The organism is Staphylococcus chromogenes, assembly GCF_029024625.1.
GTDB classification, from domain to species: Bacteria; Bacillota; Bacilli; order Staphylococcales; family Staphylococcaceae; genus Staphylococcus; species Staphylococcus chromogenes.
The window spans coordinates 1,223,904-1,245,987 of sequence record NZ_CP118953.1 but is presented as its reverse complement, the minus strand read 5'-3'; the positions used below and the strand labels follow the sequence as shown (position 1 = coordinate 1,245,987).

The following is a 22,084-nucleotide window of genomic DNA, read 5'->3' as shown; positions in this document are numbered from 1 at the left end:
ATCTGAATTGTTTTGAAATCTTCACGATATTTATAAGTATATGCAAAATGATAACGTTTCAAAAGTAATGTAGCTTATAGCGTACATTTGATAATGTGGTGATAAGAAATTTCATTGAAATATGAAGCATGAGAAAACTGAATTGCAGAATATTTTAGATTTAGTATAAAGAGGATTATAAAAAAATAAAAAAAGCCCTAATTACAGGGCTTTCTAAGTAAATAATTGAATTATTTCACTGCATCTTTTAAAGCTTTACCTGCTTTGAAAGCTGGAACTTTGCTTGCAGGGATATCAATTTCTTTACCTGTTTGAGGGTTACGTCCTTTACGTGCAGCACGTTCACGTACCTCAAAGTTACCGAAACCGATTAATTGTACTTTGTCACCTTTTGCTAGTGATTTTTGAATTGATTCGAAAACGGCATCAACAGCTTGACCAGCTTCCTTTTTAGTTAAGTCAGCTTGCTCAGCTACAGCGTTGATTAAGTCTGTTTTGTTCATGTCAATTCACCTCCTAAAGGTTTATGTAATGATAATTCAATTATCATTATGGTATGACTTTAACACAAGCAATAGCGGTACTGCAACGATTTATACAAGAAAAACGCTGATTTAATGCGATTTTGTTAAATTATAGCTCGAATTTAACAAATAACACGATTATTTGCATGTGAAAGTCATTAAAATTGTCTTTGAAGACATGTTGCGCTTTGTTACGCGTTTTTATAGTACCCTTAAGAAAGGAGCAATAAACCCATAAATTAGAAAGAAAATGTCATATTCGTGACTTATTCTGACTTTTTATTTCGACCCATCAAGATTTTTAATTCTTCTTCGACGGGTTGATCCTCAAATAAGACTCTATAAAGCGCTTCTGTAATTGGCATTTCTACACCTTGTTGTTTTGCCAAATTATGAACGGATTGTGTCGTATAAACGCCTTCAGCCACCATATTCATTTCGTTTAAAATTTCATCTAGTTTTTGACCCTGTCCTAGTTTATAGCCTAATGAGAAATTTCTTGAATGCGTTGAAGTACAAGTCACGATTAAATCACCGATACCGCCTAAACCTTGGAATGTTAAAGGGTCAGCACCAAGTTGGACACCTAAGCGTGTGATTTCTGCAAGGCCTCGTGTCATTAATGCGGCTTTAGCATTATCACCATAGCCCATTCCTGAAACGACACCACTTGCAATGGCAATGATGTTTTTCAATGCGCCCCCTAATTCTACGCCTACAAGGTCGTCGTTAGTATAAACACGAAGGTAGTCTGTCATAAAAAGGTCTTGTATTAATTGGCGTATTTCTGAATTGTTAGATGCTGCTGCAACTGTCGTTGGTTGCTTAACAACAACTTCCTCAGCGTGACTCGGACCTGATAAAACACCTATTCCAGCATTAAATTCAGGAGAAATGCTATCTTCAAGCATTTCAGAAACCCGTTTGAAGGTTTCGTTTTCTATTCCTTTAGTGACATGTATCAATGTTTTTTTCGAATTTAATTTTGCATTGACACGTCCCATCACTTCTCGAATTGCTTTCGTAGGTAATGCGATGATAAAAATATCTGAATGTTGAATCGCACGATCTAAATCAGTCGTTGCTTGAATCGTTTGATCTAACTTCGCTTCTTTTAAATAATTCTTATTTGTATGTTGTGTATTAATTTCAGAGATGGTTGTCTCATTTTTCCCCCACATTAAAACATGGTGACCATTTTCAGCAAGAACATTGGCAAGTGCGCTACCAAAGCTTCCCGTACCGAATACAGTTATATTGGTCATTTTAATCCCTCCGAGTTTAATTTCTTTTACGCGCGATAATATGAACAGGTGTCCCCTCAAAACCAAAGGCGTGACGTATTTGGTTTTCTAAATAACGTTTATAAGAAAAGTGCAATAGTTCTACATCATTGACAAAAACAACAAATGTTGGTGGTTCAATGGCAACTTGTGTTGCATAGAACACATTTAGGCGACGCCCTTTATCAGTTGGTGTTGGATTCATAGATATTGCATCAGTTATGACTTCATTTAATGTAGAACTTTGTACACGTTTTTTATGGTTTTCACTGGCTTCATTAATTAATGGGAATAAGGTTTGTAAACGTGCACTTTCTTTCGCAGAAACAAATGCGATTTGAGCATAGTCCAAAAACTGGAAGTTCTGACGAATATCGTCCATAAACTTTTTCATTGTTTTGCTATCTTTTTCAACTGTATCCCATTTGTTGACTACAATGACAATGGCTTTTCCTTCTTCGTGAGCGTATCCCGCCACACGCTTATCTTGTTCAATAATCCCCGTTTCAGCATCAATAACAACGAGTACAACATTTGAACGTTCAATTGCTTTGAGAGCGCGTAAAACAGAATACTTTTCTGTGGATTCGTATACTTTCCCTTTCTTACGCATACCCGCTGTATCTATAAGTACATATTTTTGGTCATCAAAAGTATATTCTGTATCAATAGCATCACGAGTGGTACCTGCAACATTGGAAACAATGACCCGTTCTTCACCTAAAATGGCATTAACCAAGCTTGATTTTCCAACATTTGGGCGACCAATGAGAGATAAACGAATCGTATCATCATCATAATCGTCATCGACTATGTCTTTAAAATGACTGGCAACAGCGTCAAGCAAATCCCCTAGTCCTAAGCCATGGGAACCCGATAAAGGATAAGGTTCACCAAATCCTAGCGCATAAAAATCGTATATATCGTTTCTCATTTCTGGGTTATCTACCTTATTAACTGCGAGAACGACAGGTTTTTTAGATTTATATAAAATTTGGGCAACCATTTCATCACTTTGTGTTAATCCTTCACGAACGTTTACCATAAAAATAATAACGTCCGCTTCTTCAATGGCTAATTCAGCTTGCGCTCTAATTTGCGTTTGAAATGGCGCATCACCGATTTCAATGCCCCCCGTGTCGATAATATTAAATTCATGTGTCAGCCAATCGCCACTAGAATAAATTCTATCACGTGTAACGCCTGGAGTGTCTTCAACAATAGAGACACGTTCACCAACGATACGATTAAAAATTGTTGATTTCCCGACATTAGGTCTCCCTACAATTGCTACAACAGGTTTCGTCATGAGTGTTCTTCCTCTCTTTAATTATCTTCATTATTTTAGCACATGGTCCTACTTTTCAAAAGATAGAATAAAAGAAAGTCATCTTCTAAGAATAAGGTATTTCACTTTAAATAGGAATGAACGCATTGATTATGAAAGTGACGTTTATATGGAAAAGTCACTTAGCGTTCGGTTGTTTGAACTTTCGGTATTATAAGAAAATGTGCGTATGTAATATAATTTACATACAATTATATCATGCCAGTAAACTTTATAGACAATAAAAAAGGAGCGAGATATGCATATATCCCGCTACCTTCATTTTAAAACTATAAATTTAAGTCTTTTAATTTATCTCCGAAAACATCCCCAAGTGTTGGGTTATTTTCATTTTCATCATCGTTTTGATGTGTATATTGTTGTGTCGTTTCTTCTGAAGCTTCATTTTTTTCTTCTTCTGGTAAAGCTGCTTTAATTGATAGTGAAATACGTTCTTCATCAGGGTTAATGCCTAAAATTTTCACTTTAACTTCTTGACCAGGTTCTAACACTTCGTTTGGTGTGCCAATATGTTTATGACTAATTTCAGAGATATGAACTAAGCCTTGTAACCCTTTATCGATCTCAACAAATGCACCAAAGCTTGCCAATCTCATTACCTTACCATCAACGATATCGCCTTCGTTGTATTTCTCTTGAATCGTTTCAAAAGGACTTGGTAACGTATCTTTAATAGAAAGTGAGATGCGTTCAGAGTCTTGTTCGACAGAACGTACTTTTACTTTAACCGTTTCACCAATAGATACTACTTCTTCAGGTGATTTTACATGTTCATGAGATAACTCAGATACGTGTACTAAACCATCTACGCCACCAAGATCAATAAATGCACCAAAATTAGTTAAACGTGCAACTTTACCTTCGATTACGTCGCCAGCTTTAATAGATTTTAACAGTTCTTCTTTTTTCTTTACGTTTTCTTCTGCTTCTACAGCTTTACGGCTTAAGATGACACGATGATTTGATGGATCAAGTTCTTCAACTTTAAGTTCAAGCACTTTTCCTTCATAATCTGAGAAATCTTCAATGAAATCAGTAGAAATGAGCGATGCCGGAATGAAACCTCTTTGTCCTACGTCAACAACTAAGCCACCTTTTACAACTTCAGTCACTTTAGCTTCGATTGTTTCGTTGTTATCTAATTTTTCTTGAAGAAATTCATAAGATTTCTCTTCTTCTAATTGTCTTTTTGAGAGAATGTAACTACCTGATTCATTTTCTTCATCGATTTCAATTTTAGTTACATAAGCTCCAATTTCATCTCCGACTTTTACAACTTCATCTGCATTTTCAATGTGGTGTGTAGACAATTGGCTAATCGGAATAATACCATTGTATTTACCACCATTTACATGTACTACGACATGCTTGTCTTCAATTTGTTGTACTTCTCCAGTAATTTTGTCGCCTTCTTTAATGTCATTAATCATTGATTCATTGAATTCTTCAGTCATCATGAATGCCTCCTTATACTACTACATAATACTAACATCTTACAAAAGTGTAAAATTGTCAAGAAATTTAGATTTGTTAGAAATAAGCGTTTTATCATTACAAATAGAGTAAATTTTGTTTTAATGAGGAATTTGAACGGTGTTTTTTACAATTTTTTCAACATTAATGAATCATAAAATTTTTTTCTGTGCAATATTAACGAAATCGTTAAATCATAGCGCACTTTTCAGTTATGCTTGGCTAATGGCTTTGTTAGCGAGTGAAATGATTTGTTCAGTAACTTCTTCGATGGAAAGCCCTGTTGTGTCAATTTCGATAGCGTCATCTGCTTTTCTCAAAGGAGAAATGTCACGGTTCATATCATATGCATCTCGTTCAGCAATATCTTTGACAAGTTGATCGTAAGTAGATTCGATGCCTCTCAGTTCATTATCTTTTAAACGACGCATTGCACGCTCCTCTACTGATGCGACCATGTAAATTTTTAATTCCGCATTAGGTAATACTGTCGTTCCGATATCTCGACCATCCATAACGATACCTTTTTTAATGGCTAAACGTTGCTGTGATTTGACTAAAAATTGACGCACTTCTTCTTGGGAAGAAACATATGAAACATTTTGAGTGACATCATTCTCCCTCAAATAATCAGTCACATCTTCATTTTGAAGAAAAACGCGTTGACCTTTTTGATCGTCATATTTTAATTCGATTTGAATATTTGCCATCATGTCACTAAAATTAGTGAAAGTTGATTGGTGATTTAAGTAATGATAGGTAATGGCGCGATACATGGCACCTGTATCGACATATATCATTCCTAATTTTGCAGCAACACGTTTTGCAATCGTGCTTTTACCAGCTGCTGCAGGGCCATCTAATGCAATATTTATAGCTGTCATTGAATACCTTCCTTGTTGTTTAGTTAATAATATTTTATCATAATATCGTACGTTTTATCGAGGAGGAAACATATGAAATCATTATTAGTCATACATACTGGTGGCACTATTAGTATGTCAGAAGATGAATCTAATCGTGTTTTAACAAATGATGAAAACCCAATAGCACAACATCAAAGTTTAATAAAAAAATACGCCCACATTGAAGAGGTCATGCCATTTAATGTCCCTTCGCCTCACATTACATTGTCACATGTTAAAGAATTGATATCTATTCTTGAACATGAAGAACAAAATTCTAATTATGATGGATATGTGATTACGCATGGGACAGATACATTAGAAGAAACTGCATATTTGTTAGATTTAACCGTCGAAACCTCGAAACCTATCATTCTCACCGGGGCAATGCGCTCTTCAAATGAAATAGGTTCGGATGGTCTATATAATTTTATTTCAGCAATTCGCGTCGCTATTCATGACGATTCACAGCATAAGGGTGTAATGGTTGTTTTTAACGATGAAATTCATACCGCACGCAATGTGACAAAAACACATACCTCTAATACAAATACATTTCAAAGTCCTAATCACGGACCCTTAGGAGTGATTACAAAATCAGGTGTTCTATTTCACCATAGACCCTACCGCCAAACTGTTTTTCCTAATATAAATGTTTCTTTAAATGTACCACTTATAAAAGCACATATGGGATTAGGCAGTGAAATGCTCACGTATTATGCTAATACAGGAGTAGATGGTATCGTCATAGAAGCCTTAGGCCAAGGAAATCTTCCCTCTACTGCAATGGAGGGACTTGAGGCTTGTTTAGCACAAAATATTCCTATTGTGCTTGTTTCTCGTTCGTTTAATGGCATCGTGAGTGCCGTTTATGCTTACGAAGGTGGCGGACACCAACTTAGTGAAAAAGGCGTCATTTTTTCAAATGGACTTAATGGACAAAAAGCGAGATTAAAATTATTGGTCGCTTTGAGTAACAAGTTTAATAAAGCACATATCAAAACTTATTTTAACTATTAAAAAAGTGGGAAAGACTTTATAAGTCCAACCCACAATAAAATAAGTTTCAATAGACACGTCTTAATAAAAATCATAGCAATCCGGTTTCCTCAAATTTATAAGCGGTTTTTGTTCTGTTTAGATATAGGATGATGACAACGAAATGCAAATCGTTTCTGTCATTGTCCTATTATTTTATGATTCTAACGGGGCTTGCTTTTTAGATAAAATATCATGTGCGATATAATTAGCATGATACTTGCCATTTTCAATAAAAATTGTATTAGCATCATTACCAGCAGCAATGACACCTGCAATATAGCAATTAGGAACATTTGTTTCGTAAGTATCTTTATTATAAACCGGTGCTGTTCCAAATTCGTTTGTGTGCGTGTGAATACCAATGGATTCCAAAAATTCATAATCAGGATGATAGCCAATCATTGCAAAGACGTAATCATTTTGTATCGTTGTTTCGATACCTTTTGTTTCAAATGTTACAGTATCTTCAGTGATTTTTGTAACGTTACTATTAAAATGCATTTTTACATTCCCTCTTCTAACTAACGAATCAAAATTAGGCAAGATCCATGGTTTAATAGATGGAGAATAATTGTCACCACGGTAAATTACAGTGACTCGAGCGCCGGCTTTTTCTAATTCAATTGCAGCGTCTACTGCTGAATTTTTGCCTCCAATAATCACGATATCTTGATCGAAATAGGGATGAGCTTCTTTAAAATAGTGCATCACTTTAGGTAAAGTTGCTCCGTCCACTTCTAATGTATTATGTTGGCCATAATACCCTGTTGCAACCGTTAAGAAACGGCATTGGTAAACGTCTTTAGTTGTTGTAATTGTAAAGTGGTCTTCAATTTGACGCACAGTAAGCACTTCTTCAAAAGCATTTATTCGAAGTTGGTGATGTTTCACTACTTCACGATAATAAACAAGTGCTTGATTTCTACGTGGTTTTAAATCTTCGACAATAAAAGGGACATCGCCAATACTTAATTTGTCACTTGAAGAAAAGAACGTTTGATGTGTAGGATAATGGTAAAGAGCATTCACAACGTTCCCTTTTTCAATGATTAATGTTTCAATCCCTTTTTTCTTTTGTTCAATAGCTGCACTTAACCCACACGGTCCGCCACCTATGATAATACTTTCGACTTTAATCATATTTTGCATCCTCTCTCAAGTTATCATTTTTAAGAAATAACGAACCTATTTCTTTTATTCATTTGTTGATAACTTCATTCGTTTTCATCCATGAATTATTATAGCAATTTCATAATGAGAACTAAATGGAAATGTTTATGATTAAACAGTTAATATTAGTACTTAGGCGTACAGTTTTGTGACATACTATTTTCTATTAACTCTACAGAAATCAATTATATGTAAAAAGAGGAGTGACATATGTTTGTCTACTCCTCTTTTCTTAAAACAGTTCCTTATGGAATAATTAATTGTTGACCATTATTAATATTGTTACCTGAAATGCCATTAGCTCTTCTAATTTTCTCAACATTTTCAGGAGAACCACTACCATAATAACGTATTGCAATTCGATATAAGTTTTCATTACCTGTTACAGTATGAGATTGTGCGTTATTATTTGATGCGCTATTTTGATTTTGTTGGTTTGTATTTGATGGGGTCTGTTGATTTGAATTTGTTTGAGCTTGCGAATTAGGGTCTTGTTGTGTTTGGTTTTGTTGTTGGTTTAAGTCACTTTGTGTAGTGTCTTGATTGCTTTGTTCTGAAGAAGATTCGCTAGATGCCCCCGGTGTTTCATTTGAATTTGTTTCTTCAGTTGTTTCTTCAGTAGATTTTTCTTTATCTTTGTTTGCTTTATCGTTTTCGGCTTTATCTTTAGACGCATTATCATTTTTAGCAACTTCAGTTTGGTTATCTTTATTATTATGATTTTCATCATTATTTTGATTGAATAAATACATTCCACCGAAAATTGCTAAAGCCCCTAAGAGCAATAAGGCGGCTAAAAGTGGCAATAATCTTTTTAGACAGCCACCTTTTTTTCTTTTGTTATTTGGAGGTGTATGCGCAGTTTGCGTACTTGCACTCGCCCCAGCAGCACCAGCACCAGCTCCTGTTGCTGCATTTCGATTCGTTTTACGAGGTTGTTGATTTTTTTCTTGTTGATTTTTTTCATTATGTTGTTTTGCAGCATGAGCGCCCGCGGCTCCTGCACCCGCAGCACCAATAGCTCCAGCGCCCATGGCAGCTTTTTTATTTCGTGAATGACGTTCATCTTCATGCGTAGGACGCTTTCTATCATTTGGTTGTTGAGGTCGTTGGTGTTGAGATTCACCACGCGTTTCTGCAGCTCCCACGGCGCCTGAAGTGGTTTTATTATTGTTAGGGATCTTATCATTTTGTTGAGGCGCGTGATTTTGCTTCTCGTTCTTGTCGCTTAATGGTTCACGTTGCTTTTTATCGTGTTCATGTTTTGCAACTGCACCTGCCACCCCAGCTGCCCCAGCCGCTCCAGCTGCGGCTTTTTTATTGAATTTAGTATGACGTTGATCAGGTCGCGTGTTTCCAGGTTGTTGGCGATGATTTTGATCAATCTTTTTAGATTCATGGTCAAGGCGTTGAGACGCATTGGGTTCGTTCGTATGAGGATGTGTTTCGTTTTCACGATGATTGATTTGATTACCGCCCGCAATTGGTCCAACTTTTTTATGTTGTTGCTCTTGAGAATAACTATTGTTATTGCTACGCGTATGGTTTACATCTTTTTCTGAAGATTTTTTGAATTGGCCATGAGGTTCTTGTTTAGCTCTATCTTCTCTGCTTACATTGTTGATATTTGAACGATGTACATCCTTTCCTTTTTCAGGATTGTGAATGTCACGGCGTTGGTCTCTTTGTTGTTCTGATTTAAGTTCACGGTTGTTGGAGTGATTTTCTTTAGGTTGATTTTGAATTTCATGAGGATGCTCTTTAGCATAATCTCTAATTTTTTCACCTTGGTCGTTTGTACGTGCTGGTTCCGCAGAATCCTCGCGATGAGAAGTGTCTTGTTGTTTATTAACAAATCCACCTAAAAGACCCGGACGTTTTTCAGAATGGCTATTGTGTGAATTTTCTTGAACGTGCTCTTGAGCTTGATAATCATCTGAATTTAAATCACGTTTACGGTGACGACGTGATGCGTTTCTTGGAGGGAAATGTTGTTGTTCATCTCTAATATCAAATGAAGTTTCTTCATTTTCGCTTTGATCATTGAATTCGTTTGTATGATCTGGTTTGATTTCTTGGCGATTGCGTTCGAAATCGTCTTTAAAATTATCTTTTGACACTATGTTCACCCTTTCTATTACTGTATATATATAGCTTATCTGGCTCTATTTAAAACATTTTTTTTACATAAACAGGAAGATTTTGCTAATTTTAAATATATACAGTGTTCTATGCCCTATTCATCGCATTGATATCTTTAATTATAGCGATACCAAAATTCCTATGTAAAGCGATTTTCAGTTATTCTAATAAATTTTCTAACTTTTCAACATAGTTTAGTCGACGTTTTACTTTTTTACTATTTTTTTCACTAATAGATTCGATATTATTACAGTTATCACAGCAATGATCCGCTTGTGTGGATGCTGTAACAAAATAGCGTAATATGACTTCACGTCTACATTGCTTCGTCATAATAAAGTGCATCATATAACGATAGGCTCTTTGTTTCAACTCAGTTTGTTTTAAGAAAATTTGTTTAAGTGACTTAACTGAATAGCGTTGGCTTAATGTATTTAAAATATCGATTTTAACATCATCAATAAGTTGAGATTGTTCATAGAGTGTAATATCCCTCACTTCAATTGTATGGCTTAGCATTAAATTTTCCATTAAAAATTGATCTTCTGGGTGATAAAGTAAAATCGCCTGACTTTTTTGACCATCTCGCCCTGCTCTCCCAATCTCTTGAATGTAATTGGAAGGACTATATGGTGCATGAAAATGTACGATTGAGCGAATGTTAGGTTTATTGATCCCCATCCCAAATGCACTCGTAGCCACGATAATTTTAATATCATCATTTAAAAATTGTTGTTGAACAGTTTGTCGCTCTTGATAAGTTAAATCACCGTGATATAGACCTGTTAAATGTCCCTTTTCATAAATGACTTCTGCTAGTGACAAGCCTACTTTTTTAGAGGACACGTAGATAATCGTCGGACCACTATCGTCAATAAATCGCAAAAGCCAATCCACCTTTTCTTCATAGCTATCAAAAAATTTAACATTTAAAGAGATATTTGGTCGATTCACTGTTGTTTGAAAAACTTTAAAGGTTTGGTTTGTCGCCAATTCTATATCTTTATGAAGCTGCGGAGTCGCTGTGGCAGTTAATGCTAAAATTTTTGCTTGTTTGAAAAAGCTTGTGATTTTACCAATCAAGGCATAATGAGGTCTAAAATCAAATCCCCATTCAGATAAACAATGGGCTTCATCTAAAACAATGAGCCCTAGGGGAATATTTTTAAAACGTTTAAAGTGATGGGGTTGCAGAATGAATTCTGGACTGACAAAAATAAAGCGCGCTGTATGTAAATGTGCGTAAGCATAACGTTTTTCGTGGTCCTCCATGCCTGAATGAATGGCAACCACTTGATGCTCTCCATGCATTTTCATTTGCATTACTTGATCATCCATCAAAGAAATCAATGGAGAAATTACTAATGTTGGTTTTTTGAAGATATAAGTGGGAAGTTGATAGCATAAACTTTTTCCACTTCCTGTGGGTAGAACGCCTAAAGTATGATTTCCTTGCAAAATGCTCGTGATAATTTCTTCTTGTCCTTTTTTAAAAGTGTCAAATCCAAATTTTTCTTTTAGTGCTTTTTTAAGCATGTAATACTCCTTTTGTGATACAGATGATGATGAGTTTAATTTCAAAATAAGTAAACATATCAAATTCATTTTTATAAAATTTTAAACGTTGTTTAGGAAATCGCTCATAATATTTTGCAAAGCTTTGAATTTGTTGAGTTTCGTTAATAAGTAACCGATAATCTTCAAGATAGTCATTAATAAATAAGTCGATGATGTGATCGTAGACTGTATTCACAGAAATACGATTCTTTTGTGATATTGATTCAATCGAGTGACCTTCTTTGATAAGTAAAAATGTACGATAGACAGCTTGAGATACTTTTAAAGTGGTTCGACATTGAGTTAAAATGGGAAACTCCTCTGTCTCTCCAAGTAGCGAATGTAAATAATACAAATCTTTATAAATTAAAACTGTGAGCGCTTCAGGATGTACTTTTTCGATGAGTGCGACTTGATGTGCTGTATACATCCCTTCCTCATAACCGGTTAAAAAATAATGAATGACAGATTGAGGCTGTTGCTGATTTAATTTTTTAAAAAGGTGATGGATTTCACGATATACATTTTCTTCAAGATGTTGATGTTTGATTTGATGGTACACTTGTTTAACTTTTAAATGTGTGTCAATTTGAGAAGAAACCGGCATAAATGAAGTCGATTGATGTTTCAAATGTGAAAGGGTTTGTATTAATAGCTGTATGTTCTCAAAAGTTTGGTTGAGTGTCTGAAAAGTCGCTTGATTATTTGTGGGTATGCGTAAATCATTTGGCTCATGCGTAATGTAAGTTAAAAATGTTTCCCAACTCAAATTTTTTTGTATGCCAAATAACGTAAATAGATTTAGTGATACCGCATCAAAAAAGGTTTGATGAGATTTTTTACCTGTGATAATATTATATATGCTTTTTTCTGTTTTATAAGGAGAGGCTTGATGATAAGCGAATTGAATTAATGTTTTCATTGAGATAACCTCATTCTTTAGACGAAAATATTGAAAATTATTTTACACCCATCTAAAATAAAATTATAATGTGAATGTGGTACTTTGAAAAGGGAGGCGAAAAAATTGGCTAAATACACAATCGTTGATATGGATACGTGTATCGCATGTGGAGCGTGTGGTGCAGCAGCGCCTGACATTTATGATTACGATGATGAAGGTATCGCATACGTCATTCTTGACGACAACCAAGGGACGAAAGCAGTACCAGAAGAACTATATGAGGATCTTGAAGATGCATTTGAAGGCTGCCCTACTGATTCTATTAAAGTAGAAGAAGAATCTTTTGATGGCGATGCACTTAAATTTGAATAAAGATATACAAGATGTTCAATAAATAGATGTAAAAACACTCGGTGATGTTCAATAACATACCGAGTGTTTTTTGCTATGATTTTAAATGCAGTGCATTTTTAATTCTTGGGAATAAAAGTAAAAAGATGATAGCAATGAGCACCCCTTTAATAAGATTAAATGGAATAATCCCTGCTGTCACGATAACTTTTAAATTATTGACTACATCTGAAAGGTTCATAATCATGCCATAAAGAGGCAATAATATGAAATAATTCAAGATACTTAACACAAGCGTCATCACAATTGTTGCCACCGCTAAACCAACGATTAAAGCAGTTTGTGTTCTACGCTTCCGATAGAAAAAGTAACTGGTTAATAAAAAACTACTTCCTGCTAAAAAGTTAGCGATTGGCCCCACTGGATCACTCATATTAAAAAAGAAATTGAGTATATTTTTAATTAACTCAACCATAATGCCAGCAATAGGACCAAAGCTAAATGTAGCGATGAGTGCTGGCACATCACTAAAATCCACCGTTAAATATGGTGGTAAAAATGGTAAAGGAAATTTTAGGAACATTAATACAAATGCGATACCACTTAACATCCCAACCAAAATAATTCGGCGTGTTTGACGTTGCTTCATAATAGACCTCCTTGTCTATTCATCTAATATGGAGGTAGAATTGTATGATTTGATAAAATAACTATTATTTGTGTGAAATATTTTACATCTATCCCTTAATATCAATCATTTTGAAAATGAACCCTATTTACTAGACGAATTGTATATGAGTTAGATTATAATACTTTTTCATTTGTGACAATAGAAATTGTTTAGAAAGTATTTACCAAGATTATCAAAAGAGGGCCATATTAATCTAGAGAAATACGCGAAAAATGATGTCGTACGTGAATCAAAGAAGGTGTATCTCACTATTTATCTATGTGTTTTTGTATAGTCGTTTTACATCTATTTGGGCAATTTAATAGTGAATTTGGTTCCAACATTAACCGTACTGTCTACTGAAATATGCCCCCCATGTGCATCGACAATCATACGTGTAATAAAGAGGCCTAACCCAGTCCCCTGTTTTCCACGTTTTCTTGAGGCGTCCACTTTATAAAAACGGTCAAACACATTTTCTAAATGTTCTGGAGCGATGCCTACACCAGTGTCAGAAACTGTAAGAATATCTTCTGTTTCCGATTCATAAGCCGAAATTGTAATGACATCACCTGGTTTTGTATGTCGCGCTGCATTATCTACAAGATTGGTTAACACTTGTTCCATTCTATCGAAATCATAATGCCAGAACTTTTCCATTATCATTTTATCTTCAATTTTAAGTGATAAACCGAGCTCTGAAAGTTCTTGTTTATATTTTGCTGACATTTTGTTAACTAATTCCATCATGGGTTGTTCTTCTTTATAAACGGTAATACCTTCAGCATCCATTCTCGCGACGTTTAACAATTCATTTACTAGACGAGACAGACGTTTAGATTCGTCCAATACAATATTGAGAAACTCCTTGATTTCACTCGGTTCAGTCACTACACCATCTACAATAGATTCTGTGTAACCTTGTAATAATGAAATCGGTGTTCGTAACTCATGAGAGACACTGGCAATAAAGTCTTTTTTCACTTGATCCATATGATGTTCATTTGTCATATCCCGCATAACAACTACAAGGCCACTCTCACCAGTAGGTTGAATGCGTTCAATATAGCTCATAATAATGACGTAATAACGTTTATTTATTTCGTATTCTTCATATTCTGTTCGCTTCGTTTGAAATGTTTGATTGACTTGGGCATCGTACTTGTGTTGAAGTGTTTCTGACATCTCATTTAATAATTTTGTCGCTAGTTGATTAGATAAAATCGTTTCACGACGATGATTTATCCCAATAACCCCTTCAACCATTGCATCTATTAAAGTGTCACGAATATTTTTAGATGTTGTTATAGCATTAATATGTGATTGAATACTACGACTCATTTTGTTAAATGTCATGGCCAATGCACCAATTTCATCACGGGTTTGGACAGGAACGCGTTTGGCATAATTTCCTCTTGCTACTTCACTCGCTTGCGTTTTAAGTTGACGTAATGGGTTGGTAATTCTAGTAGAGAGAAAGAATGCAAATACAGTTGTAATGCCAAGAAAAATGAGGGCTGTGATTAAAATAATGATTGTAATCACATTATTCGTATCTTCAATACTTTTTAAATCTTGATAAATAAAAACGGCTGATGGCTGACCTTTGTATGCTTTTGATGGATATCCGAGCAGTACAAAGGTACGATCGATACCATTAACATTGACCGTGATATGTTGTAGTTCTGATTTTTGACTTTGTAATACTTTATCAAAAGCTTTATTTTCTTTAATTTCTTCAAGCATTTTTTCTTTAATAGAATTTTGATGACCATGATTTACAAAATCAGGAACAATAATCATCCCTTTGTTTTTTTCGAGCATTGCATCACTAAGACGTATAGCGCTTTGTCGATCGTTACTTTCATCTAAAACATGATTAATACTTTTAGCGTTTTCAAAAAGGGTTTGTTCCGTTTGTTGCGTGAAGTAATATTGCATAAAGGTGATGAGGGCTGCACTTAATAAAATTAAAACTGTCGTTACTATTAATAAAATAGTTAACCACAGTTTTATTACGACGCTATTCAGGCGTTTCATTTTGCTCGTTTAATTCGAATTTGTAACCAACGCCCCATACGGTTTGAATCATTTGTGCAGCATCACTAGACACACGATTTAACTTTTCACGCAATCGTTTAACATGTGTATCAACAGTTCTTAAATCACCATAAAACTCATAGTGCCAAACTTCTTTTAAAAGTTGCTCACGGTCAAAAACTTTATTTGGTGTTTTAGCAAGATAAATTAAAAGTTCATATTCTTTTGGCGTTAAGTTTACTGGAGTATCATCTGCTAAAACTTTATGTGCATCATTATCGATAACTAAATGTTTAAAAGAAATGACATCACGTGCATGTGGTTCATTATGTTCAGTGATGTGTGCTTGTGTACGACGTAGTAGCGCTTTAACTCTGAGAACTACTTCACGTGGTGAAAAAGGTTTGACGATATAATCGTCTGCCCCAGACTCAAAGCCTTCGACACGGTTATTTTCTTCACCTTTTGCAGTTAACATAATGATAGGTGTTTCTTTAGATTCACGTAACGTTGTGGCGACTTCAATACCATCAAGTTTAGGTAACATTAAATCTAATAAAATGCAGGCGTAATCATGAGTTTGAGCTAAATGGAGTGCTTCTTCTCCATCTGTAGCTTCAATTACACCATAGCCTTCTCTTTCAAGATATATTTTTAATAACTTTCTGATACGTTCTTCATCGTCCACGACTAAAATTTCGTTAGTCATTGTGTAATACCTCCCACACTTAGTGACAATTCATTGATATGCCTAGTATAGCATAACGAATGTTTAATAGATAATTTATACATTATAACTGAAGGACTTACTTTCTCATCAGTTCCATAAAACTCCTGATTAGGAGTGAGTAACTATAAGTGATGTTCTAAACGCTAAACTTTATTTTGTAGCTCCTTGAGTCGCGAGTTGACGTAAAGTTTTCACTTCATGTGGGGATAACACACGCCCTTCACCAGCACCTAGACCCTTTAAATCTAAAGGTCCGAATGATACACGCGAAAGTTTAGTCACTTTAAAGCCAAAATGTTCAAACATTCGACGTACTTGTCTGTTTCTACCTTCAGTTATTGTGATTTCAATTAATGAAGTGTTTTTTGTTTTATCTTGTTTTTTAACTTTTACTTTCGCCGGGTGAGTCATGCCATCTTCAAGTTCAATCCCATGTTCAAGTGCTTTCACCTGTTCTCGTAAAATATACCCCTCAATTTTGGCAATATATGTTTTTGGGATTTTGTATCTTGGATGGGTCATTAAATTAGTAAATTCACCATCATTAGTTAAAAGTAATAATCCTGAAGTGTCATAATCAAGACGACCGACTGGATAAATACGCGTTTCTAAATCATCAAAATAATCAGTGACAACAGTTCTGCCCCGGTCGTCAGAAACACTCGTAATGACCTGTGCGGGTTTATAAAATAAAATGTATAATTTATCTTCAAGTTCTAAAGGTATCCCCTCCACGCTCACTTGATCTGAGGGTCCTACTTTTGTGCCTAATTCTGTGACAACTTTTCCATTGACTGAAACTTTACCTTCAGTAATTAAGGTTTCTGCCTTTCTTCTAGAAGTATAGCCACTATTTGCAATTCTTTTTTGTAATCGTTCAAATTGTTGTGTCATTCTGCTGCCCCTTTCTGGTTTACAAGTTCGCTAAAGAAGCTTTCGATTTCTTCTTCATCTTCATCTGTCGTCGGCAAATCTTCCAATGATGTCAATCCAAAGACATTTAAAAATAAATCTGTAGTGTAAAGGTGTTGACCTCTTGTGTCCGCTTGCTGTTTCGGTTCAACTAAGCCCTTTGCAATCAATGTTTTTACGGGGCCATCTGAATTTATTCCCCGAATCATTTCTATATCACTACGTGTCATAGGTTGGTTATAAGCAATGATTGCAAGGACTTCCATCGCAGCTTGTGATAATTTGGTTGCACCTTTATGGACAATCAATGTCTCAATATAGGATTCTACATCTTCTGTGGTGGTTAAAACCAATGTGTTGCCGAATTGTTGTAATAATAAGCCATCGATTTGAAACGTTTCTAATAGTGTACTAAACGTATCTTCATCCACATTTAAAATGTCTTTGAGTTGATTTCTCTCAATACCTTCTTCTCCTACAGTGTATAAAATGGCTGTCATGATAGCATTAAGGTTGGATGTCATAATTAACCCCTTTCGTAATATCGAAGTTGTGAAAGGCTTTAGTCTGTTGGATTTGAATCATGCCAGTTTTAGCCATTTCGAGCAATGCAAGAAAATGTGTGACTACATGTTCAATTGTTTCATTAAAATTAAATAAATCGAAAAATGTAATTGAAGATCGATGTTGTAACTTTGAATAAATATGCTGAGTCGATTGTTGAATGGTATAAGTCTCTTTTTTGATTTGAACTTGTTTCGGCTTCTTTAATGCCACACGTGTTTTCATTTTTTGATAAGCAACGATTAATTCCGTTAAATCAATAGTTGTGTTATCAGACATTTTTTCAGATTTTTCATAATGAGACAAATCTGTAGGCGTTTTCGTATAAAAGTGTGCGCGTTTCTCTTTTTTTTCATTGAGTAAGACGGCATAGGCTTTAAAGTTTTGATACTCAATCAATTTTTCAACTAATTCATCACGAGGATCCTCTTCCTCAAAATCTGATTGATTTTTATCTGGCAGTAACATACGACTTTTAATCATTAAAAGTTCTGAAGCGACGACTAAATACTCGCTTGCCAAATTAATTTCAAGTTTATTCATCGCATGAATATATTGCATATATTGTTCTGTGAGCGCCTTCATTGGAATATCATAAATATCAATCTCGAATTCTTTAATTAAATGTAATAGCAAATCCAAAGGGCCATTAAAGGCGTCTAATTTCACCTCGTACATGAATTTTTGCCTCATTTCTATTGCAAGTTGGATGCATTGTATCCTAAAGTATTATAGCATGTTTACATGTAACAATAAATTTTGAGGTGAAACAATTGCAAAAGCAATTCGTCGATTTTTATGTACAATTTCATCAGCAACAGCATTATTTTCTATGTCATGATATTTTAGAAGAAGTGTGGAAGTCACAAAAAAAATATAGTAAAAAGGACCCTATTGTAGCCTTAATTCTAATTGCGACAGGATGTTATCATTACCGTAGAGAAAACTTTAATGGTGCGTATCGTTCGTTTCAAAAAGCCTTGCATTTAATACAACAACATCGCGCAGAAACATTTAGGCAACTAGGGGTTCACCAAGATCAATTGCAACAATTAATCGCTCGCATGGTAGAAAACACAGCTCAAAAACGCCCTTTTGCACCTTTGATGTTACCCCTCACAAAAGAGATGACAGAGGCTATTTTAAAATATGAGCCAAACTACAATCCAACTACAACCGTTGTTACAACTCCCCTCATACTCAACCATCATAAATTACGTGATCGCACTGAGGTCGTTCATGCAAGACAATTAGCGCAAAAAAATAAAAAACGTTAGCTTATAAATTAAGTTAACGTTTTATGCACGTGGATGATACTGTTGATACATCTTTCTAATTTGAGTTTTAGACACGTGTGTATACAATTGTGTTGTCGAAATATCGGAATGCCCGAGCATTTCTTGAACAGCACGTAAATCAGCACCATTTTCTAGTAAATGCGTTGCAAAGGAATGTCGTAATGTATGGGGAGTCAGTCGTTTTTGAATACCTGCTTTCGCCCCAGTTTGTTTTATAATTTTCCAGATGCCTTGCCGCGTCAACGGTTTTCCTTGCATATTTAAAAATAAAGTATGTGTAACTTGCTTTTTTAAAAGTTGAGGCCTTACGTTCTCTATATATGTTTTTAAAAGCTCAATCACTGTTTCTCCTAGCGGAATGATACGCTCCTTATTACCTTTACCAAATACCTTAACAAAACCCATTAAAAGATTGACGTCTTCTACTTCAATATTTATAAGCTCTGATACGCGAATACCAGTAGCGTATAGCAACTCTAGCATTGTTCTATCACGATAACCATTATTTTTAGAAGTTTCAGGTGTCGTTAACAAAAGATCGATTTCATCAATGGATAATACATCGGGTAATTTACGTTCATACTTTGGTGTTTCGATTAAAACTGTTGGATCTTTTGCAGCATACTTTTCTCGCAAAGCAAACTGATGAAAGCTACGAATGGTAGATGTAAATCGTGCGATGGATTTCGTAGAACGCCCTTCATCATGCAAAACACCAAACCATTGCTGAACGATTTGGCGATCAATAAAGTCAAGATTTGATATTTTTTGAGCCGCTAAATAATTTAGATAATGATTTAAATCTCTACGATAAGCCGCAATAGTATTTTCTGATAATCCTTTTTCAATTTGAATAAATCTTAAATATTCATCAACAACGTCTTGCATAAAAAATCACCTACTTATCATCGCTTAGTTTCAAGTGATTTATTTCGTTTTTCCTTTTTTCTGACACGTTTCACAAATGCCATGAAAAGTAAGCCGATGATCTAATATTTTAAAGTTAAATTCCTTTTCAACACGTTCTTCGACTTGCGGTAATAAATCTTCGTCAATTTCATCCACACGTCCACATTCCATACAAACTAAATGATGATGAAAATGTTCAGACCCTTCTTTACGCAAGTCAAAGCGAGCCACACCATCGCCGAAACTGACTTTATCAACGACTTTTAAATCGGCTAAAAGCTCAAGTGTACGGTAAACGGTTGCAAGACCAATTTCAGGTGCTTTTTCTTTTACTTTTAAATAGACGTCTTCAGCACTTAAATGGTCTGCTTCATTTTCGATTAAAACTCTTACTGTTGCTTCTCTTTGTGGTGTAAGTTTGTATGAAGATTGTTGTAATTGTTGCTTCACGCGATTTAAACGATCTTCCACGGAAGCTTCACCCCTCTACTGAAATTTAAAATCATTATTAAGTACATGAATTACTTGTATTAAATTACCAGTAATTGAGAAAAAAAGCAACCCAAAAAGCTGTTTATTTAGAATGATTATAATTTGATAATAGATACTGGAAAGCGATAAGTGTTTTTGCATCACTAATAGATCGAGCGTTTACAGCTTTTTCAATATCTTCCATTGTGTAATTGATATTCTCAACAAACTCATCTTCATCTAGTTTCATATTGCCTTTTTTTAAGTTATCAGCGAAATAAATAGAAATCAATTCATTACAAAAGCCAGGAGAACCATAGACCTCACCTATAAGTGTTAATGAATCTGCAATATAGCCTGTTTCTTCTTCTAACTCACGCTTTGCCGCACTCTCTCTGTCTTCACCAGGTTCCAGCTTTCCTGCTGGGATTTCTAACAGTTCTTTTTCCATAGCTTTACGATATTGTTTCACTAACAATACGTTATTTTCAGGTGTGACTGCGCAAATCGCAACTGCCCCATTGTGCTTTACAATCTCTCGATAAGAGGTTTGTTGGTCTGGTAATTCAACGAAGTGTTTTTCAACATCAATGACTTTACCTTTATATATTGTTTCTTTAGATAATGTTTTTTCCTCAAATTTCATAATAGACCTCTCCTTTTCAATTATCCCGTGGTTTTGCTATGATGAATATGATTAAATTTTAACGAAAGGTGTGGTCCTATGCAAAAGAATACTTTAAAAAGCGGGCTTGAATTATCTGAGATAGGTCTTGGTTGTATGAGCCTAGGTACAGACTTTCAGAAAGCACAATCGATAATTGAAACAGCTTTAGAGTCTGGCATCACCTATTTTGACACTGCTGATATATATGATAAAGGTGTCAACGAAGAAATTGTTGGAAAGGCTTTAAAACCTTATCAAAATCGTGAGGATATCATCATCGGAACGAAAGTAGGTAATCATTTAAAGGACAACGGCGAAACGTTTTGGGATCCTTCAAAAAAATATATAAAAGAGAATATTAAGCATTCTTTAAAGCGATTAAATTTAGAGTATTTAGATTTGTATATGTTGCATGGAGGAACGATTGATGATCCGCTTGAGGAAACAATCAGTGCGTTTGATGAACTTAAACAAGAAGGACTAGTCAAAGCTTACGGTATTTCGTCAATTCGTCCAAATGTCATTCGATATTATTTGGAGCACAGTCAAATTGAAACAATTATGTCGCAATTTAGTTTAATTGATAATCGTCCTGAGGCCCTTCTAAAAGAAATCAGTGAAAAACAAGTTAAAGTTTTAGCGCGAGGTCCTGTTTTCAAAGGGTTACTTACTCAAAATTATCAAGAAGCACTTCATCATAAATTTAATGAGGGCATTTTCGAATACACATATGAAGAACTTAAAGAAACCATTCAGGCACTCTATGAACTTGAACCCCAACTTGCTGCTTTATCATTCAACTATCTGAAATCATTTGATGTATTAGGAGCCGTTATTACTGGAGCAAGTTCGCCTGAACAAATTAAAGAAAATGTTCAACAAATGGCTACCCCTATTTCTACAAAAACACTAGAAGAAGCACGACAACTGGTGAAAAATCTTGAATACCAACAACATACCATCTAAAAAAGATGGGGATATGAATGAGTTTTTATTGTTAAAAAAGTTTGCCATCAAAATTTATCTGAGTGTAAATTTTGATGGCTTTCTACTTATTGAATAATATTCTGCAATGATTCATAAACTAAACGTAGTCCATCATTTTATCTATAATTAAACTATATT

22 protein-coding genes are annotated in these 22,084 nt (G+C 34.8%); 4 read left to right on the top strand and 18 right to left on the bottom strand.

The window, feature by feature from the left end; all coding sequences use genetic code 11:
- Positions 1 to 230: 230 nt before the first annotated feature.
- The 5 genes from PYW36_RS06125 to cmk all read right to left on the bottom strand — a co-directional run bounded on the left by PYW36_RS06125 (position 231) and on the right by cmk (position 5,512).
- Positions 231 to 503, bottom strand: a complete 273-nt coding sequence (locus PYW36_RS06125; protein ID WP_037564282.1) for an HU family DNA-binding protein — start codon at positions 501 to 503, stop codon at positions 231 to 233.
- A 287-nt stretch (positions 504 to 790) separates the two neighbouring features.
- Positions 791 to 1,789, bottom strand: a complete 999-nt coding sequence (locus tag PYW36_RS06120) for an NAD(P)H-dependent glycerol-3-phosphate dehydrogenase (protein WP_037573772.1) — start codon at positions 1,787 to 1,789, stop codon at positions 791 to 793.
- Positions 1,790 to 1,805: 16 nt separating this feature from the next.
- Entirely contained in the window at positions 1,806 to 3,116 is a 1,311-nt protein-coding gene (gene der, locus PYW36_RS06115) for a ribosome biogenesis GTPase Der (protein WP_037573775.1), read from the bottom strand.
- Positions 3,117 to 3,424: 308 nt separating this feature from the next.
- The gene (gene rpsA / locus PYW36_RS06110) at positions 3,425 to 4,609 is read right to left on the bottom strand and encodes a 30S ribosomal protein S1 (RefSeq protein WP_037573779.1); all 1,185 of its coding nucleotides are present in this window, start codon (positions 4,607 to 4,609) and stop codon (positions 3,425 to 3,427) included.
- 231 nt (positions 4,610 to 4,840) lie between these two features.
- Positions 4,841 to 5,512, bottom strand: coding sequence for a (d)CMP kinase (cmk, locus tag PYW36_RS06105; protein WP_037573782.1), 672 nt, complete (start codon positions 5,510 to 5,512; stop codon positions 4,841 to 4,843).
- A gap of 72 nt (positions 5,513 to 5,584) precedes the next feature.
- On the opposite strand from cmk, the gene PYW36_RS06100 reads away from it, so the two are divergent.
- Positions 5,585 to 6,553 carry an asparaginase gene (locus PYW36_RS06100; RefSeq protein ID WP_103159468.1) on the top strand — a complete coding sequence of 323 codons (969 nt, stop codon included), beginning with the start codon at positions 5,585 to 5,587 and terminating at the stop codon, positions 6,551 to 6,553.
- A 174-nt stretch (positions 6,554 to 6,727) separates the two neighbouring features.
- On the opposite strand, the gene ypdA is transcribed toward PYW36_RS06100, so the two are convergent.
- The 4 genes from ypdA to PYW36_RS06080 all read right to left on the bottom strand — a co-directional run bounded on the left by ypdA (position 6,728) and on the right by PYW36_RS06080 (position 12,365).
- Complete coding sequence (gene ypdA / locus PYW36_RS06095; protein WP_103159469.1) at positions 6,728 to 7,714, bottom strand: bacillithiol disulfide reductase YpdA; 987 nt, start codon at positions 7,712 to 7,714, stop codon at positions 6,728 to 6,730.
- 275 nt (positions 7,715 to 7,989) lie between these two features.
- Positions 7,990 to 9,864, bottom strand: coding sequence for a LysM peptidoglycan-binding domain-containing protein (locus PYW36_RS06090; protein WP_103159470.1), 1,875 nt, complete (start codon positions 9,862 to 9,864; stop codon positions 7,990 to 7,992).
- A 181-nt stretch (positions 9,865 to 10,045) separates the two neighbouring features.
- A complete protein-coding gene (locus tag PYW36_RS06085; RefSeq protein WP_103159471.1) occupies positions 10,046 to 11,422 on the bottom strand; it encodes a RecQ family ATP-dependent DNA helicase in 1,377 nt (458 codons plus the stop codon).
- Positions 11,415 to 12,365, bottom strand: a complete 951-nt coding sequence (locus PYW36_RS06080) for a helix-turn-helix domain-containing protein (RefSeq protein WP_103159472.1) — start codon at positions 12,363 to 12,365, stop codon at positions 11,415 to 11,417. Before PYW36_RS06080 ends, PYW36_RS06085 begins: the two co-directional genes overlap by 8 nt.
- 105 nt (positions 12,366 to 12,470) lie before the next feature.
- Here PYW36_RS06080 and PYW36_RS06075 point away from each other — a divergent pair, with 105 nt between their 5' ends.
- A complete protein-coding gene (locus PYW36_RS06075) occupies positions 12,471 to 12,719 on the top strand; it encodes a ferredoxin (RefSeq protein ID WP_037573797.1) in 249 nt (82 codons plus the stop codon).
- Positions 12,720 to 12,792: 73 nt separating this feature from the next.
- On the opposite strand, the gene PYW36_RS06070 is transcribed toward PYW36_RS06075, so the two are convergent.
- The 6 genes from PYW36_RS06070 to PYW36_RS06045 form a co-directional block, all read right to left on the bottom strand.
- A complete protein-coding gene (locus PYW36_RS06070; protein WP_037573800.1) occupies positions 12,793 to 13,347 on the bottom strand; it encodes an ECF transporter S component in 555 nt (184 codons plus the stop codon).
- A 327-nt stretch (positions 13,348 to 13,674) separates the two neighbouring features.
- Positions 13,675 to 15,408 (bottom strand): ATP-binding protein, encoded by a 1,734-nt coding sequence (locus PYW36_RS06065; RefSeq protein ID WP_037573805.1) that lies wholly within the window; start codon positions 15,406 to 15,408, stop codon positions 13,675 to 13,677.
- Positions 15,392 to 16,117, bottom strand: a complete 726-nt coding sequence (locus tag PYW36_RS06060; protein WP_037573808.1) for a response regulator transcription factor — start codon at positions 16,115 to 16,117, stop codon at positions 15,392 to 15,394. The genes PYW36_RS06065 and PYW36_RS06060 overlap by 17 nt, the downstream gene beginning before the upstream one ends.
- A 171-nt stretch (positions 16,118 to 16,288) precedes the next feature.
- The gene (locus tag PYW36_RS06055; RefSeq protein ID WP_037573811.1) at positions 16,289 to 17,032 is read right to left on the bottom strand and encodes a pseudouridine synthase; all 744 of its coding nucleotides are present in this window, start codon (positions 17,030 to 17,032) and stop codon (positions 16,289 to 16,291) included.
- Positions 17,029 to 17,574 carry an SMC-Scp complex subunit ScpB gene (scpB, locus tag PYW36_RS06050; RefSeq protein WP_103159473.1) on the bottom strand — a complete coding sequence of 182 codons (546 nt, stop codon included), beginning with the start codon at positions 17,572 to 17,574 and terminating at the stop codon, positions 17,029 to 17,031. Before scpB ends, PYW36_RS06055 begins: the two co-directional genes overlap by 4 nt.
- Positions 17,558 to 18,292 (bottom strand): segregation and condensation protein A, encoded by a 735-nt coding sequence (locus tag PYW36_RS06045; protein ID WP_103159474.1) that lies wholly within the window; start codon positions 18,290 to 18,292, stop codon positions 17,558 to 17,560. Before PYW36_RS06045 ends, scpB begins: the two co-directional genes overlap by 17 nt.
- A gap of 86 nt (positions 18,293 to 18,378) precedes the next feature.
- On the opposite strand from PYW36_RS06045, the gene PYW36_RS06040 reads away from it, so the two are divergent.
- The gene (locus tag PYW36_RS06040; RefSeq protein WP_241955383.1) at positions 18,379 to 18,891 is read left to right on the top strand and encodes a DUF309 domain-containing protein; all 513 of its coding nucleotides are present in this window, start codon (positions 18,379 to 18,381) and stop codon (positions 18,889 to 18,891) included.
- Between the two features lie 21 nt (positions 18,892 to 18,912).
- Here the strand turns inward: PYW36_RS06040 and xerD are convergent, their stop codons facing one another.
- The 3 genes from xerD to PYW36_RS06025 form a co-directional block, all read right to left on the bottom strand.
- The gene (xerD, locus tag PYW36_RS06035) at positions 18,913 to 19,800 is read right to left on the bottom strand and encodes a site-specific tyrosine recombinase XerD (RefSeq protein ID WP_103159476.1); all 888 of its coding nucleotides are present in this window, start codon (positions 19,798 to 19,800) and stop codon (positions 18,913 to 18,915) included.
- A 39-nt stretch (positions 19,801 to 19,839) separates the two neighbouring features.
- Positions 19,840 to 20,292, bottom strand: coding sequence for a ferric iron uptake transcriptional regulator (fur, locus tag PYW36_RS06030; protein ID WP_103159477.1), 453 nt, complete (start codon positions 20,290 to 20,292; stop codon positions 19,840 to 19,842).
- A gap of 103 nt (positions 20,293 to 20,395) precedes the next feature.
- Positions 20,396 to 20,938 (bottom strand): NUDIX hydrolase, encoded by a 543-nt coding sequence (locus tag PYW36_RS06025; protein ID WP_103159478.1) that lies wholly within the window; start codon positions 20,936 to 20,938, stop codon positions 20,396 to 20,398.
- Between the two features lie 78 nt (positions 20,939 to 21,016).
- On the opposite strand from PYW36_RS06025, the gene PYW36_RS06020 reads away from it, so the two are divergent.
- Complete coding sequence (locus tag PYW36_RS06020; RefSeq protein ID WP_103159479.1) at positions 21,017 to 21,925, top strand: aldo/keto reductase; 909 nt, start codon at positions 21,017 to 21,019, stop codon at positions 21,923 to 21,925.
- The last annotated feature ends 159 nt before the right edge of the window (positions 21,926 to 22,084 follow it).